This window comes from Chryseobacterium sp. SIMBA_028, assembly GCF_046535285.1.
GTDB lineage: Bacteria > Bacteroidota > Bacteroidia > Flavobacteriales > Weeksellaceae > Chryseobacterium.
In genome coordinates, this window is the sequence record NZ_JAWRWZ010000008.1 from 104,245 (window position 1) to 120,861 (window position 16,617).

The 16,617-nt window shown below is 36.5% G+C and carries 15 protein-coding genes; 4 read left to right on the forward strand and 11 right to left on the reverse strand.

Annotated features, from left to right (window positions below):
- Position 1: 1 nt before the first annotated feature.
- The 6 genes from SCA31_RS12220 to SCA31_RS12245 all read right to left on the reverse strand — a co-directional run bounded on the left by SCA31_RS12220 (position 2) and on the right by SCA31_RS12245 (position 6,680).
- Positions 2-1,363 carry a M20/M25/M40 family metallo-hydrolase gene (locus tag SCA31_RS12220; protein WP_410697272.1) on the reverse strand — a complete coding sequence of 454 codons (1,362 nt, stop codon included), beginning with the start codon at positions 1,361-1,363 and terminating at the stop codon, positions 2-4.
- A 1-nt stretch (position 1,364) separates the two neighbouring features.
- A complete protein-coding gene (locus SCA31_RS12225) occupies positions 1,365-2,768 on the reverse strand; it encodes a M28 family peptidase (RefSeq protein WP_410697273.1) in 1,404 nt (467 codons plus the stop codon).
- Between the two features lie 55 nt (positions 2,769-2,823).
- Positions 2,824-4,068 carry a DUF1015 domain-containing protein gene (locus SCA31_RS12230; RefSeq protein ID WP_410697274.1) on the reverse strand — a complete coding sequence of 415 codons (1,245 nt, stop codon included), beginning with the start codon at positions 4,066-4,068 and terminating at the stop codon, positions 2,824-2,826.
- A gap of 2 nt (positions 4,069-4,070) precedes the next feature.
- Positions 4,071-5,036, reverse strand: coding sequence for a D-2-hydroxyacid dehydrogenase (locus SCA31_RS12235; RefSeq protein ID WP_410697275.1), 966 nt, complete (start codon positions 5,034-5,036; stop codon positions 4,071-4,073).
- Between the two features lie 117 nt (positions 5,037-5,153).
- Positions 5,154-6,218: a 3-phosphoserine/phosphohydroxythreonine transaminase gene (gene serC, locus SCA31_RS12240; protein ID WP_410697276.1), complete on the reverse strand. Its 1,065-nt coding sequence runs from the start codon at positions 6,216-6,218 to the stop codon at positions 5,154-5,156.
- Between the two features lie 111 nt (positions 6,219-6,329).
- Positions 6,330-6,680 (reverse strand): 4Fe-4S binding protein, encoded by a 351-nt coding sequence (locus tag SCA31_RS12245; RefSeq protein WP_076355745.1) that lies wholly within the window; start codon positions 6,678-6,680, stop codon positions 6,330-6,332.
- 59 nt (positions 6,681-6,739) lie between these two features.
- Between SCA31_RS12245 and SCA31_RS12250 the strand changes: the two genes are divergently transcribed.
- The 3 genes from SCA31_RS12250 to SCA31_RS12260 are packed head-to-tail and all read left to right on the forward strand — an operon-like array spanning position 6,740 to position 8,992.
- Entirely contained in the window at positions 6,740-7,774 is a 1,035-nt protein-coding gene (locus tag SCA31_RS12250) for an acyl-CoA reductase (RefSeq protein WP_410697278.1), read from the forward strand.
- A gap of 48 nt (positions 7,775-7,822) precedes the next feature.
- Complete coding sequence (locus tag SCA31_RS12255) at positions 7,823-8,269, forward strand: peptidylprolyl isomerase (RefSeq protein WP_410697279.1); 447 nt, start codon at positions 7,823-7,825, stop codon at positions 8,267-8,269.
- Positions 8,270-8,302: 33 nt separating this feature from the next.
- A complete protein-coding gene (locus SCA31_RS12260; protein WP_410697280.1) occupies positions 8,303-8,992 on the forward strand; it encodes a Bax inhibitor-1 family protein in 690 nt (229 codons plus the stop codon).
- A 371-nt stretch (positions 8,993-9,363) separates the two neighbouring features.
- On the opposite strand, the gene SCA31_RS12265 is transcribed toward SCA31_RS12260, so the two are convergent.
- From SCA31_RS12265 to SCA31_RS12285, 5 genes are all read right to left on the reverse strand, one after another.
- Positions 9,364-9,612 carry a DUF6952 family protein gene (locus SCA31_RS12265; protein WP_002980002.1) on the reverse strand — a complete coding sequence of 83 codons (249 nt, stop codon included), beginning with the start codon at positions 9,610-9,612 and terminating at the stop codon, positions 9,364-9,366.
- The gene (locus tag SCA31_RS12270; RefSeq protein ID WP_076355737.1) at positions 9,612-9,920 is read right to left on the reverse strand and encodes a thioredoxin family protein; all 309 of its coding nucleotides are present in this window, start codon (positions 9,918-9,920) and stop codon (positions 9,612-9,614) included. The genes SCA31_RS12265 and SCA31_RS12270 overlap by 1 nt, the downstream gene beginning before the upstream one ends.
- Positions 9,921-10,044: 124 nt before the next feature.
- Positions 10,045-10,677: a peroxiredoxin gene (locus SCA31_RS12275; RefSeq protein ID WP_106915972.1), complete on the reverse strand. Its 633-nt coding sequence runs from the start codon at positions 10,675-10,677 to the stop codon at positions 10,045-10,047.
- A 146-nt stretch (positions 10,678-10,823) separates the two neighbouring features.
- Entirely contained in the window at positions 10,824-13,763 is a 2,940-nt protein-coding gene (locus SCA31_RS12280) for an insulinase family protein (protein WP_410697282.1), read from the reverse strand.
- Between the two features lie 35 nt (positions 13,764-13,798).
- On the reverse strand, positions 13,799-14,992 hold the full coding sequence (locus SCA31_RS12285; RefSeq protein WP_410697284.1) for a pyridoxal phosphate-dependent aminotransferase: 1,194 nt from the start codon (positions 14,990-14,992) through the stop codon (positions 13,799-13,801).
- A 273-nt stretch (positions 14,993-15,265) separates the two neighbouring features.
- Between SCA31_RS12285 and SCA31_RS12290 the strand changes: the two genes are divergently transcribed.
- The gene (locus SCA31_RS12290) at positions 15,266-16,603 is read left to right on the forward strand and encodes a M20/M25/M40 family metallo-hydrolase (protein WP_410697286.1); all 1,338 of its coding nucleotides are present in this window, start codon (positions 15,266-15,268) and stop codon (positions 16,601-16,603) included.
- The last annotated feature ends 14 nt before the right edge of the window (positions 16,604-16,617 follow it).

Here is a 16,617-nt window from a genome sequence, read left to right on the forward strand (position 1 = left end):
TTTACCAATTTTTATCAATCATATAAATAAGTTGGGTCATAACCGTTGCTCCAAGGAGTAATTCCCGACGGTTTACTTTTTCAAAAGTATCTTCTGCGGTATGGTGAATATCAAAATAACGTTGCGGATCAGGAACGAGCTCTGCTGTTGGAACACCCATTTCGTGAAGCGGAGCAATATCTGAACCTGAATATTTTCCTTCAAAATTATAAACGCCATAAGGTAGAAATAATTTTACCCAGCTTTTGATTTGGTTTCTTTTGGCGTCATCCATTTCCAGTGAAATTCCTCTGGGAGAAAAACCTCCGGCATCGGATTCTATGGCAAAAAGATGCTTTTCATTGCTTTCCTTAGCTGTTTTCCCGTATTGTTTTCCGCCTTTTGTTCCGTTTTCTTCATTGGCAAAGCAAACAACCCTGATGGTATGGTTATTTTGTATTCCTAATTTTTTGAATGTTCTTACTACTTCAATGCTTTGAACAATTCCTGCACCGTCGTCATGAGCTCCTTCGCCCACGTCCCATGAATCAAGATGTCCACCCACTACAATTACGCTTTGATCTTTTTTTCCTGTAATTTCACCAATAACGGAGTGGGAGAGTTTCTCACCTTTCATTCCGCAATTGGAATTGAGTTTTGCAGTGATTTTTTGACTTTTTAATAAGGCTTCAAGTTCGTCTGCTGTTGTATTTCCGATTGTTACAGCGGGAACCTTTGAAATATTGTCCTCATATCTCATATTTCCGGTATGAGGAACGTCGTCAAAAGCCGAAGATAGTGATCGGATAATAGCGAATTTTCCACCTTTTTTAGCTGTTAATGAAGCTGCAGTTCTTCTATAGGCTCCTGCTTCCCGGTAGGCGATAAAAGTTTGCACATGTCCTTGACTAAAGGGATAATTAAAGAAAACAATCTTGTCTTTTACTTTTTCAGCAGGTAACAAATCATATTCTTCCAAAGATTTGACCATGATGATCTCTCCTGAAACATCCTTGCCACCAGTTCCTTCAGAATTTCCTAGGGATAACATTTTAAGACCTTTCCAGTTTCCATTGGAGGTCTTGATGTGCAGGGATTCTTTTCCTCTTACCCAGACAGGGATCATGACTTCCTGAAGCCATACTTTGTCTGCTCCTGCATCACGAAGTTTTTGTTCTGCCCATTTTACGGCCTTTTCATAGGCTTCGGAACCGCTTAAACGATGGCCAATGGTTTTGGTGAGTTCGTGCAGTTCATTGTATCCTTTTCCATTGTTTAGGATTTCTGCGGAGATTTTATTGAACTGTATAGAGTCTTCTTTAGTTTGTCCTGATAAAAAGGTTACTCCTAAAGTGATTAATGATAGGTTTATAATTTTTTTCATGTTACCAGTTTTTATCAATCATAAAAATCAACTGCGTCATGGCTGCTGCACCCAAGAGAAGTTCTCTTTTATTTACCTTGTCAAAAGTATCTTCTGCAGAGTGATGGTAATCAAAGTAACGCTGTGTGTCTACAACCAGTTCTGCCAATGGAATATCCAGTTTCTTCAAAGGGGAAATATCCTGTATGGCATAGGTTTGATCAAAGTCATAAATTCCGTAAGGGAGGAAATAGTTTTTCCATTCAAAAATTTGCTTTCGTCTTTGTGGAGGCATATCTAATGAGAATCCTCTTGGTGAATAGCCTCCCGCATCTGTTCCTAAGGCGAATACGTGTTTTTCTTCTTTCTTTTTCACATACGCGGCATACATTTCACGACCTTGGCCTCCATTTTCACTGTTGGCGTACAGGACTACACGGATGGTGTGATTATTTTCATACCCAAGTGCTTTTAAGGTTCTTAAAACTTCAATGCACTGTGCAACTCCTGTTCCATCATCAATGGCTCCTTCGCCAATATCCCAAGAATCAAGCTGAGCGCCTAAAACAATTACTTTAGAATCTTTTTTACCCTGAATTTCAGCAATGATATTTGGATTTGTCGTACTGCCTTTTGATTCGGCAGTCATATTGATTTTGGCATTAACCTTTTGCTTTTTTAATGTTTTCTCCAATTCATCTGCTGATTTTACCCCTATTGATAAAGCTGGAATTTTTACTTTATCATCTGGTTCGTAGTAAATCATTTTAGCATGGGGAGTATCGTCATTAGCTGTTGTTAATGATCTTATAATTAATGCTTTTGCACCTGTTTTAGCAATTACAGAAGCAGAAATTAGTTTTGATTTTGCGGTCTGTAAATAGGAATCGCTTGTATTTACAATGGTGGGGTCCATAGGAACATTCACGAAAACAATTTTGTCTTTTAGCTGACCTATTGACATGGTATTAAGTTCTGAAGTGGAGTTGATTAAAATAATTTCTCCCGTCAAGTCTTTTCCTCCTGTTCCTTCAGAGTTTCCGAACGATAGCATTCTGATATTTTTCCAATCTCCGTTTCCTGTTTTTATCTGTAAAGACTCTTTCCCCCTGATCCAGACGGGAGCTTTGGCTTCTTGTCGCCAGATCATATTGATACCAATTTCCTTGAACTTTCTTTCTGCCCATTCGGTTGCTTTTGTGTATCCCGGAGTCGCGCTGAAACGGGGCCCAATTCCTTTTGTAAGTTCTGCAAGGTTTTCATAGGCTGTACCGTTGGTTAAAATTTCATCGGAGATCTTTTTGAACTCATCGTGATAATTGAACTTGACTGTGGTGCTTTTTTTTGCCGGATTTTTATGTGGCTTTTTCTGAGAAAATAAAAATCCACTCAAAAAGAGTGGAAGTATAATGAATATTTTTTTCATTTTTTATTTACCTTTCTTTTTCCAATGATAAAAGTAGGGAAAAAATAGGAATTTATTAAGGTTTCATGTCGTACATTAACAGGGCTGTAATCAATTTTGGCTCGATGAATGTACATTTTGGAGGCATGCTTAATTTTAAATCCGAAATTTTAATCATATCATTAAAACTTACAGGATAAATACCGAAACCGACCTTACCTTCATTGTTGTCTACCTTTTCTTTTAAAAGATTAATTCCGCTAAGGTTAGAGGTACCTTTTACATAGGAAATCAATTCAGAGCTATCCGGATCTTCTATTTTTAAAATACCCTTGAATATGTATTTATCTAATAAATGGTGATCCAGGTTATCCAATGACATTTCCTTTGAACGAAGATCATGCTTCACATGAAGAGAATAGAACTTACCATCCAAATACATTGAAATATGGAATTTCTGAGATGGAAAATAGGATGTTTCTCCTTTTTCGTGGATCAAGAAGTATTCTTCAAGCTGCTTTAAGAAATCTTCTTTTGAAACCCCGTTCAGATCATGCAAGATTCTATTGTAGTCGTGAATCTTAATGGATTGGTTGGAAACAATAAAACTGTATACAAAGTTGTAAAGTTCTGTACCGTTATGTCTTTTGTTCTTATCCTTGTGACGTTTTGCATTTATGGCTGTAGAACCAATTCTATGGTGTCCGTCAGCAATATAAAATGAATCAATCTGGTCGATTACTTCTTTAAATTGTTGCAGCTTTAAGCGGTTATCTATTCTCCAGATTTTATGTCTGATCCCAATGGTGTCTACATGATTAAAGATAGGGACATTTTTTTCCTCGTGGTTCATCAGCAACTCAATTTTTGAGTTGGCAGGGTAGGTAAGAAGTACAGGTTCTGCCTGCAGATTTACTTTTTCAAGATAATGAGCCAGTTTTTCTTTTTTCTGTGGAATGGTACTTTCATGTCTTTTGATTTTTCCATTCCAGAAATCTTCAATACTTGCCAGTCCCAAGAGTCCTCTGAAAATTTGCTTATTAGGATATATCTGCTCATAAAGATAGTATGCAGAATTATCCTGGACCAATTTCTTTTCGTCCAGCAGTTCTTCAAAGGTAGAACGGATTTTCCTCAGGTTCCGGTCAATATCCTTGGATTTACTTACAACATATGGCTTAATCATATTGATGTAGGTATTTTCAACCTGAGCTTTCTCAGCGATTTCTTCCTGGGTAAAATTATCCAGTGGATGAGTAGGGAAAGTATCCTCAAAGTCTCTGTGAGGTCTTATTCCACGGAAAGGTTTAAAAACAGGCATATTTATCTTATAGTTTCTTTTTGTAGCTTAATAATTTGTTCTGCAAGTTCGATACCGATTTTCTCTTGCGCATCTACCGTATTTCCTCCTACATGGGGAGAAAGTGATAGTGCCGGGTTCATTAATAAAGGAAGTTCCGGGCTGGGTTCATTTTCAAAGACATCCAATGCAGCTCCTGCAACTTTTCCTGAATCTATGAAATCAATCAGTGTTACTTCATTAATCACACCACCTCTTGCAGTATTTACAATATAGACTCCATCTTTCATTTTTTCAAATTGTGGGGTGTCTATAATGTATTCGTTTGTTTTAGGAGTATTGATGCTGATGAAGTCTGCTTCTTTAAGAAATGTATCCATGTCATTGGTGGAGGTGATTTCAAAATTTACGGACTGTCCATCAAAGAAATTCAACGTAAGAACTTCTGTTTTGGGGCTTCTTGTAAGGACCTGGATTTTCATTCCCAAGGCAATTCCTATTTTGATAACTTCCTGGCCAATACTTCCAAAGCCTATTACTCCTAATGTTTTTCCTGAAAGTTCATAGGCATTACTGAACGACTTCTTCATGGCATTGAAGTGGGTTTCTCCCTCCAAAGGCATTAGTCTGTTTGATTCGTGAAGGAATCTTGCCAATGAAAGGAAATGTCCAAATACCAATTCTGCTACAGATTTTGAGGATGCAGTAGGTGTATTTATTATTTTTATACCCTTGCTTTTTGCATATTCAACATCAATATTATCCATTCCGATGCCTCCTCGCCCTATAATTTTAAGGTTTGGGCATGCATCAATCAGGTCTTGTCTCACTTTCGTTGCACTTCTTACAAGAAGAACATCCACATTATTATCGTTGATAAAATTAATAACGTGATCTTGAGCCACTCTATTGTCCAGAATTTCAATTCCGGCTTCTTTTAAAGCGCGTTCTCCTGCTTTTGAGATTCCATCGTTTGCTAAAACTTTCATGTGTTATTTTATTATAGATGCTAGATTTGAGAGGTCAAAATCCGGACTTTTCAAAATCTGAAATATGATATCTGCAGTCTATTAATCTTTTTAATTTTTTTGGTCGCCTAATATAAGTTATTTTATCGACTTCATTACATCTACCAATACCTGCACGCTTTCAATTGACAGGGCATTGTATAAGCTGGCTCTGTATCCTCCCAGGCTTCTGTGACCGTTCAATCCGCTGATACCTGCTGCTTTCCAGGCATTGTCAAATTCTTCTTTCTTGCTATCGTCTGTAATTTTGAAAGAAACATTCATGAATGAACGATCTTCTTCTACACAGAATGTTTCAAATAATGGATTACTGTCAATCTCACCATAAAGAAGTTTAGCTTTTGCTTCGTTTCTTTGTTCTGCAGCTGCAATACCTCCATTTTTTTCAAGATATTGAAGCGTTAATAAAGAAGCATAAATAGGGAATACCGGTGGGGTATTATACATGGATTCTTTAGATATATGTTGAGAATAATCCAGCATAGACAACATATTTTCTCTTCCGGTCTTACCAAGGATTTCTTTTTTGATCACTACTAATGTAACGCCTGCAGGTCCCATGTTTTTCTGAGCTCCGGCATAAATTAAATCAAATTTTGAAAAGTCAAGTTGTCTAGAGAAAATATCTGAACTCATGTCACACACCATCAGGGTATCCACTTCAGGGAAAGACTTCATCTGAGTTCCATAGATTGTATTGTTGGAGGTACAGTGGAAATAATCGTATTCTGAACCTACCGTATAATCTTTAGGAATGAAAGAGTAGTTTTCTTCTTTTGAAGAACCTACTACATCTACTGTTCCTAATTTTTTTGCTTCCTTGATGGCTCCGGCTGCCCATGTCCCTGTGTCCAGATAAGCTGCTTTTCCACCAATTTTCATCAGGTTATACGGTACCATAGCGAACTGCATGCTGGCTCCGCTTCCTAAATAAAGAACCTCATAATCATCACCAAGATTCATTAATCTTTTTACAATAGCACGTGCTTCGTCCATTACAGCAACGAAATCCTTGCTTCTGTGAGAAATTTCAAGAAGGGATAATCCTATACCGTTAAAGTCTAAGATTGCCTGTGCCGATTTTTCGAATACTTCTTGTGGTAAGATACAAGGTCCTGCGCTGAAGTTATGCTTTTTGTTCATATTTTTATTTTTTGGTTGTATCCAGAATTGGATTTCCTTAGCTTTATTTTTGGTTTTGTTGGATTCTTGGGTAAAAAAAGCCGCCTCACAAATTTATGAGACGGAATTTTTTTATTCGCCGTGTAAGAATGCTTTTTTGTTAAGCAGAGCCTCTTCAGATTCCACATGGTCCTCATCAGGAACACAACAGTCTACAGGGCATACAGCCGCACACTGTGGTTCTTCATGGAATCCTTTACATTCTGTACACTTGTCTGTTACAATAAAATATACATCATCACTTACAGGTTCCTGTGATGCATCAGCATCTACAGTAAGTCCTGATGGCAATGTGATAGTACCTTGAAGTGCAGTACCTTCCGAAGCTTTCCAGTCTACGGCTCCTTCATATATAGCATTATTTGGACATTCCGGTTCACAAGCCCCACAATTAATGCATTCATCAGTTATTTTAATAGCCATCGCTAATTTTTTTTAAATTTGCACAAAATTACAAAATATTCCCCAATTTTACAGTAATTATGAATACCGAAAATCAAGTTTTAGGACTTATTAAATTAAGTGGTTATATAAAAGCGTTTTTAGCGAAGAAACCGGAGGATCACAACGAAGATGATATTAATATTGAATTATTATTAAAAAAGTCTGAAATAGAAAACCCGTGGTTTACAATTGATAATCAGAAATTTGCTTTACGGCAATGGACTGATTTACTGACTGAAGAGGGTATAAAACACTGGCTTCAAAATTATTCAATCTCTAAAGTTTCAAAGAAAGTTGGACTTATTTTGGCCGGAAATATTCCTTTGGTAGGATTTCATGATGTAATTTCTGTGATTTTAAGCAATCATATTCCGCTTATTAAGTTGTCTTCAAAAGATAAGACGATGGTTCCGTTTTTATTAAAAAAATGGAAAGAATTTTCTAATGATGCTATCCAGTTTGAGTTTGTAGAGAGATTAGAGAATTTTGATGCTGTAATTGCTACAGGAAGTAACAATACGGCAAGATATCTTGAGTATTATTTTAAAAATCATTTAAGTATCATCCGTAAAAACAGAACTTCAATTGCTGTTTTAAAAGGAGATGAAACGAATGAAGAATTACAGCTTCTGGCTCATGATATTTTCCAATATTTTGGATTAGGATGCAGAAATGTAACGAGAATCTTTATTCCAAAGGATTTTGTTATTGATCGATTATTTGAAAACCTTGTTGGTTTCCAGGATATTATCAATCATAATAAATATGCGAACAATTATGATTACAACAGAGCTGTGTATCTTTTGAATCAGGATAAATTCTGGGACAATAACTTTGTGATGCTGAAAGAGGATGATAAGCTGTTTAGCCCGCTTTCTGTTATTAATTTCAGCAGATATGAGTCCCTGGATGCTGTTAAAAACTTCATTGCTGAAAATGCTGAAAATATCCAGTGCATTGTAGCTAAGGATGAATTGGGATTGAATTCAATTTCTTTTGGAGAAGCACAAAGCCCAAGCCTTGATACCTACGCGGATAACGTGGATACCATGAAATTTTTAGAAGTGGTCTGATTTTCGTATCTTCCATGACCTATATCACCAAATAACAAAATGAACAGTATGAGAAAATTATTTTTAGGTCTTGCGATTGTGGGCGGACAGCTAATGTTTGCACAAAAAGTTGTAGGGTTGAAGGTTGATAAAAACCAGAAAAAAGAGATCCCGGCAACAATAAGCAAGGATAAAATAAATCTATATAACAGTAATCTATTTAAATTCCTCAACGCTTTGCAAGCTTCTGACCAAAAGACTGTTGATGAGCTGATCTCAGATAAGGTAAAAGAGATTGTTACAGAAGATGTCCTTAAGAAAGTTAAGGATGGAATTGATCCCAATAAAAAACTTGAAGTTCTAAAGGTTGGTTATTATTCCACAATGGATGGGTTAAATCATCCTAACATCAAGTACAAATATGCAGAAGATTCTTCTTCAAAGGAGGTTTTGAGTGCAATATTTGAAGAGAATGGCAAAATTCTTGGAGTGATGCCGGTTGGAAATGATAAATAGATTTATTTTCGATTAAATTAAAAAATATTAACTATGATGACAGATGTTTTAGTTGCTCATTCTTCGGATGTGGAGAAAGCGAGTTTTTACAAGAAGACCTATTTGCATGTCGCATTATCAATTCTTGCATTTATTGGGGTTGAAACTATTTTGTTGAAGACTGTGCCTGTAGAGATCATTGCAATGATGTTTGGCCAGAGATATACTTGGTTATTAATCATTGGTGTGTTTTGGCTGGCTTCTATTTTGGCTTCCAAATGGTCACTTTCACAAAGTAAATCAACGCAGTATTTAGGATTAGGATTTTACATTCTATTGGAGGCGATCATTTTTATGCCTTTGCTTTTTATTGCTACTAATATGGTGGGTGGAGCTAATATAATTTTCCAGGCTGCTACTTTAACTGTTGCAATGTTTGCAGGTATTTCTGCAGTTGCATTTACTTCCAAGAGAGACTTTTCTTTTCTAAGAAATATTATTGTAATCGGGGGATTTATTTCGATTGGATTAATCGTTGGTGGAATGGCGTTTGGTTTCAACCTGGGATTGTGGTTCTCTGTGGGAATGGTGATCCTGGCTTCGGCTACTATTTTATATCAAACAAGTAAGCTAAAGGATTCTTATGGAACAAATCAGTATGTAGGAGCGGCATTGCAGCTTTTTGCATCTATTATGCTTTTGTTCTGGTATATTCTGAATATTTTAATGAGCAAGAGAAGTTAATTCAATATTGAATTTCTTAATAATAGTCCTGATGAAATATCATCAGGATTTTTTTATTCTTAAATAGCTGTCTTAACACAAGAGTCACGAATGTTTTCACGAATAACACAATGTTATTTGTATTGATGATATTAGTGTAAAGAATATTTGGTGTTATGATTTAGGACGATATTGAACCAAAAAATCCTGATGATATTTCATCGGGATTTTTTGAGATATTCTTTAATTGATGCCCATGTAACTCCTGACCTCATAGGGTAAAAAACCTTTTGAAGTAAGATGCAGATGGATCATAAAGAATAAAGAAAAAGTATAGTAATGAGGAAAACCTCAGGTATTTTGTGTTTTTATAATCTTTAGTAAGTAAAAGATTATTTATCGATGGAGCCTAAAACCTTTTGTGCAAATGAGTTTAAGGCATCTTTTTCGCTCATTCCGTTTTGTACATTAGCATGAACTTCCAAAGCTCCGCAAATGTTTGTAATAAGCTCTCCTGCAACATTTAAGTCTTCTTCGCTTGTTCCTCTGAATTCGCAGAAGCTTTCCAGAACTTCTAATGTTTTCTCAAGGTTCTCAGGAGTCTGATTCTGATAGAATTGTCTGATTACTGGTAATTTCATTATGATAATTCGTTAAAAAGATTAATTAAACTTTCAGCCTGGTTAGATTGAACCTGGTTGACCAATTCACCATTTTTAAAGATTGCGAATGTAGGCAGGTTGTCTACTTTTGCTAGTTTTCTGCTTTCAGGAAGCTTTTCGGCATCTACATATAAGAAAGGAATTGCGTCATTCTCAGATGCTAATTTTTTGAATTTTGGCTTCATGATTCTGCAGTTTCCGCACCATGTTGCGCCATATTGAACAACTACTTTTTCGTTGTCATTTACAATATTCTGTAATGTATCTTCTGTTAATTCTGTGTACATAAGTTTATTTTTAAAAAAAAATAAACAATGTAACAATCTAAAAATTTACCAATCTAACAATTCAAAAAAAAATTAAAATTGTTATACTGTTAGATTGTTACATTGTTATATTAAAATTAAGTTATTAATTTTTTGCTAAGTATTCTGCTGTAGAAGTTCTGTCAGCTTTCATAGCATCTTTCCCTTCTTCCCAGTTTGCAGGACATACTTCACCATGTTTTTGAACGTGAGTGTAAGCGTCGATTAATCTTAAGAATTCTTTTACGTTTCTTCCTAGAGGCATATCGTTTACCGCTTCGTGGAAAATTTTTCCAGTTTCGTCGATAAGGTAAGTTGCTCTGTAAGTTACGTTAGAACCTGTGAAAACTTCTTCTCCATCTTCGTTATATTCGAAATCCTGATCTACGATTCCTAAAGTGTTTGCTAATTGTCTGTGAGTATCAGCTAAAAGTGGGTAAGTTACTCCTTCAATACCTCCGTTATCTTTTGGAGTGTTTAGCCATGCGAAGTGTACTTCGTTAGTATCACAAGATGCACCGATTACTTTAGTGTTTCTTTTTTCGAATTCACCTAAAGCCTCCTGGAAAGCGTGAAGCTCAGTAGGGCATACAAAAGTGAAATCTTTAGGGTACCAGAATAAAAGTACTTTCTGTTGGTTTTTTGTTGCTTCTTCAAGGATGTTGATTTTTAAGTCGTCACCCATTTCAGACATTGCGTCGATTGTTAAATTCGGGAATTTTTTTCCTACTAAAGACATAATTTTCTGTTTTTATATTTAAATTTCTAATGCAAATATAGAGAAGTTTTATCTATCGAACAAACGAATATTGATAAATAAAATCTATAATTGTTTTTGACATGTTATTATATAAAAAGGCCCTGAAATCAGGACCTTTTGTTGATTTAGTAACCAAATACTTCCGTTAGATTGAGTTTTTTTACCTCGCCTAATTTCTGCATATCGGCTTCATTTACTTTATCTTGTGCGGCAACAAGGCAGTAAGTGTAGTTCTTGTTTTTCATTTCCTTGTCATGGAAAGCATTGATGTCTGTGAAAGATAATTTTGGCGCTTGTTCATAGACATTCTTTCTCATATCGAAGTTGTTTCCAAGTCTTTGGGCTGTTAGATAAGAGAAGATAATGCCATCCTGAGAAATTCTTTCAGAGGCTATCGATTTTTTCAATCCGCTTTTTGCGGTTTCAAACAATTGCTCAGACTTTGGAAGTGTTGTCAGAAGTTCGTTCATTGCTGTAGTAGACTCATTGAATTTATCTGCTTGAGTTCCTACATAAGCCATTACCATATCTTTATCTGATTTCTTGCTTGGAAGAGCAAAATAAGAATAAGTAGAGTAGGCTAGCGCTTTAGATTCTCTGATGGTCTGGAATACAATAGATCCCATTCCTCCTCCGAAGTAGTTATTGAATAGACTTACAGTAGGCGTAAGGGTAGGATTGTACTGATCCGAATTTCTTACCCAGAATACTTCAGCCTGTACCATGTCGTAATGAGCAAATAACACCTTGTTTTTATCTGTTGGGATCTGAACAAAGGTCTTGGTCTTAGGAAGCTCTTTAAGACTTGCAGGAAGTTTATGAATAGGCTTCAGGGAAGCTACTGTTTCAGTTCCTGATTTTGGTCCGTAGTACAATACCTTATGTTTGAAGTTGAAAAGGTCATGAAGAATATTAATCAGGTCTTCAGCCTTTAAAGCATCAAGCTCAGCATCACTCAGTACATTGTTGAATGGATTCTGCGCGCCATATTGTGCATAGCTTCTCAATCCGGCCATGATCGTTGCCTTGTTTTGCTTGGCATTGGCTCTGGCTTTCTTCAATCTCGCCTTGTAAGCATCCAGTGCAGCTTGATCTGCCTTACAGTTTCTGATCAGATCCTCAAATAATGCAATGGATTTATCAAAGTTTTCATTGAGACCTTCTATAGATACATAGGTTTCTTCATTTCCTGCACTTACATTAAAGCTTGATGCCAGTTTGTAGAATTCTCTACTGATGGTTTCTGAAGACTTATCATTTGTTCCAAGGTACTGAAGATATTCTGCAGCCAATGGAAGCATTTTATTATTCCATTTTCCGGAATCAAAGTGATAGTACATTCTGAATAAAGCATTGTCTGTATTTTTTACAGAAAGTACATCTACATCACCCAGTTTATTTTTAGTGATATCTTTATCGTAGTTCAGCCACACGGGAGCAATGGCTTTTTCCGGCATTTCGTCAATTTTCTTAAGGAAAGGAGATTGGTCTTCTCTATTTACAGAAACTGGAGTGATGGTAGGTTTATCTACCTTTACAATACTTTTGTCTTCGCCCTTTTTCTTGTAAACTGCTACATAATTATTATTTTGAAGATATTTGGCTGCAAAGTCCATGATGTCCTTTTTGGTCAGCTTGGAGATCTCTTCAACATATTCCAGGTTAGCCTTATGATCAACTTCTGAAGTAAACTCATCCATTAAAAGACTTGCTCTTGAAGAATATTTTTCATCTTTCTGAATAATGTTCTTCTTTTCGTTGTTTACGATGGATTGAATCAGATCATCAGAGAACTCACCCTTTCTTAATTTATCAATTTCCTGAATAAGAAGATTTTTTACTTCATCCAAGGATTGTCCTTCAGTAGGTTTTCCCTGTAGCAATAAAACAGAATAATCCTTTAGGGCATAAGGGAAAGCGAAAGCTCCCAGCAGCTTTTGTTTTTTCACCAAGTCAAGGTCAATTAACCCTGCCTGGCCATTGGTAAGCATGCTCCCTACAAAATTTAATAATCTTGCATCCTTTGTTGAAGCTCCTGGAAATCTGAATCCTAACATTACACTTTCTGCATCAGGTCCTACAACTTCTTTGATTACCGGAGAAGCTATCACTTTTTCCTGTCCGATTTTGTATTCAGGAACAGGCTTGGATTTCATATAAGAGAAAGCCTTGTCGATCTTGGTAATTACTTCATCAGGATTGAAATCTCCCGACATGATGATTCCCATATTGTTGGGAACATAGTAATTGTTATAATATTCTCTGATAGCATGCAGAGAAGGGTTTTTTAAATGTTCAATGGTTCCGATAGTAGTTTGCTTTCCATAATTGTTATTAGGGAAAAGATTAGCAAACATCATATCAAAAACCTTATCTCCGTCATCATCAAGAGATCTGTTTTTTTCTTCATATACCGCTTCAAGCTCAGTATGGAAAAGTCTAAGAACCGGCTCTCTGAATCTTTCTCCCTGTACAGCCAGAAATTTATCAATAACGTTTGCAGGAACATCCTCTGTATATACCGTTTGTTCAAAAGAAGTAAAGGCATTAGTTCCGTCAGCTCCCATACCTGCCATCATTTTGTCATATTCATTGGCGATTGCATATTTGGCAGCTTCTCCAGAAACCTTGTCGATTTCTTTATAGATTTCATTTCTTTTAGCTTCGTCCTTTGTTTGATTATACTTTTCGTAAAGAGCATCAATCTGATCTAAAAGAGGTTTTTCTTTTGCCCAGTCCTTGGATCCAAACTGATTGGTTCCCTTAAAGAGCATGTGCTCCAGATAGTGGGCAAGGCCGGTATGATCTGCGGGGTCTGTTTTGCTTCCTGCCTTTGTAGCAATATAGGTCTGAATCCTAGGCTCCTTATTGGTGGGGCTCAGAATAACAGTTAGACCGTTTTTTAAAGTATAGTATCTTGCTGAAGTAGGGTCGTTGGTCACATACCTGTACTTATAGCCATTGGAAGTTGCTTCTTTCCACTGGAAATCCTGTCCGAAAGCATGGCCTGCAAAACTTGCCGCAGCAATGCTTGAAACGATTGTTAATTTTTTTAACAGATTCATTGTAATTGAAATGTGTTTTGTTTATTTAAAAATTCTTAATTGAATTGGTCTAACAAATCTTTAATTCGTTTCATTGCTTCTCTTAAATCTTCTTCAGAGGCAGCATAAGAGAATCTGATACATTCCGGACTTCCGAATGAAAAACCTCCTACACAGCCAACACGAGCGTTTTCTAAAAGAAACATGGCAAAGTCATCAGAGTTTTTAATTTCTGTTCCGTTTAATGTCTTTCCGATGTAATGAGAAATATCCGGGAAGAAATAAAATGCCGCTTTTGGAAGCAATACTTTAAAACCAGGAATTTCCTTAATCAGCTCATACACAAGGTCTCTTCTCTTTTTAAAAGCGTCGATCATGTATTTGTATTCAGATGGATCTGTCTTTAAGGCAGTAATAGATGCTCTTTGAGCCATCGTATTAGCGCCGCTTGTCATTTGGCCCTGTACTTTTTCACAAGCTTTTGCCAGCCATTCCGGGCAGGCAGAATATCCGATTCTCCATCCGGTCATTGCAAAAGCCTTTGACATTCCGTTGATTACTGCGGTCTGCTCATACACTTCAGGAAATTGAGCAATGGAAGTGGTTTTTGTTTCATAATTGATGAATTCATAGATCTCATCTGAAATGATCGTAATGTGAGGATACTTGGCAATCACCTTGGCGATGGATTTTAACTCATCATAAGTATAATATCCTCCGGACGGGTTGCATGGTGAGCTGAAAAGAATAGCCTTGGTCTTTTCAGTAATTGCTAATTCAAGCTGTTCTGCTGTAACTTTGAAATCAGTAACGTAAGATGTGGGAAGCATCACAGAAGTTCCACCCATCATTTTTACCATTTCATCATAGCTTACCCAATAAGGAGCCGGAAGTAAAACTTCATCCCCATCATTAATAATGGCTGCCAGAACATTTAAAATAGCCTGTTTAGCCCCATTGGAAACACAAATTTGTGTAGGTTTATATTCTAAGTTATTGTCTCTTTTTAATTTGTAGGCAATAGCCTCACGTAGTTCAAGAAATCCCGGAACAGGAGAGTAGTGGCTATAGTTTTGATTGATGGCATCGAAAGCGGCCTGCTTGATGTTATCCGGAACATCAAAATCCGGTTCGCCAAGAGTTAAGCTGATGACATCTATTCCATTGGCTTTCATTTCTCTGGCTTTATTAGACATTACAAAAGTCTGTGAGTAACCTAGTCTTTTTACTCTATCTGAAAGTTTTTCCATGTATTTTTTTGAATTTTAACAAATATAGAATAAAAACGTGTTGTAGATGTAATAAAAATAGGGTTGCTTTAAAGATATTTGTCAGGTTTTAATCAAATCACCCTAGCTGGAAATAATATTGCTTTCTATCGCTGAGTTTTAAGAAATTTATGGTATACAATGCCTTTTTAGTGGTTTTTTTGTGAATTCAAATTTCAATATGGTCAATAAAAAATAAAAAAATACTTCTCATACTAAGTGTTTTGTATCTTTAAATCATCTAAGATCTATTTTATGAAATATTCTGTTTTTCTATTGTTAATTTCCTGTATGGTCTTTTCTCAGGGGCGTTTAAAAGATGATGAAGTGAAGAAATACGTTTCGCAGGTAAATGAAGATTCATTAAAATCGTATATCAGTAAGCTTGTGAGTTTCCAGACGAGACATACTTTAAGCGCTACAGATGATCCTAAACAAGGAATTGGAGCTGCAAGGAACTGGGTTATTCAACAATTTAAAGACTATGCAAAAAACTCAGGTGGAAGAATGGAAGTATATCTGCAGCAGGAAGATTTGCAGCCTGATGGAAAGCGTATTGATAAGATCGTGAACCTGGGCAATGCCATTGCTTTTTTGAAAGGTACAGACCCTAATGATAAAAGAGTTTTCCTGATTGGAGGACATCTTGATTCAAGAGTGACAGATGTGATGAACAGAACATCAGCAGCGCCGGGTGCCAATGATGATGGCAGTGGTGTGAGTGCCGTAATAGAAGCGGCAAGAATATTAAGTAACTCCTCATTTCCGGCTTCCATTATTTTTGTGGCTTTCTCTGGGGAAGAGCAATCGCTGCTAGGTTCCAGACTTCTTGCAGAGAAAATTAAAAAAGAAAATCTACAGTTGGAAGCCGTTCTGAATAATGATATGATTGGTAATCCAAAAGCTGGTGAAACAGGAGAAATCAATACGCGTACACTACGGGTATTCAGTGAGGGGTTGCCGTATATGGAACTGGATAGGAAAGCACCAGCTATTAGAAATCTGGGACTTGAAAATGATAGTGACTCCAGGCAGCTTGCCCGATACATCAAAGAGATTACAGAACTGTACGTTAAGAGACTTCATGTAAAAATGATCTACAGAAATGACCGGTTTTTACACGGAGGAGATCATACCAGTTTTGTTACTCATGGGTTTCCATCGGTAAGGCTTACGGAATATTATGAAAACTATGATCATCAGCATCAGGACATAAGGATGGAAAACAACAGGCAATATGGTGATTTATCTGAATTTATAGATTTTAAGTATCTGAAAAAAAATGTTGCTGCAAATGTTGCTGTCCTGGCAAGTCTTGCAAAGTCTACTTCGAAGCCTGAGCGGGTAGAGATGGATGTTAAGGAACTTACGAACTTTACAATGCTTCACTGGCAAAAACCAAAATCAGGGACGCCGGCAGGGTATTTTGTTCTGATACGGGAGACAGATAGCCCTGTATGGCAAAAGAAAATATTTACAACAGAGCTTTCAGCCAGAATACCGCTTTCAAAGGATAATTATATTTTTGCGGTACAAACGGTCAGCCAGTCAGGAAATCTGAATGTGCCTGTAATTCCGGATATTGCAAAATAATACGGATCGTGATA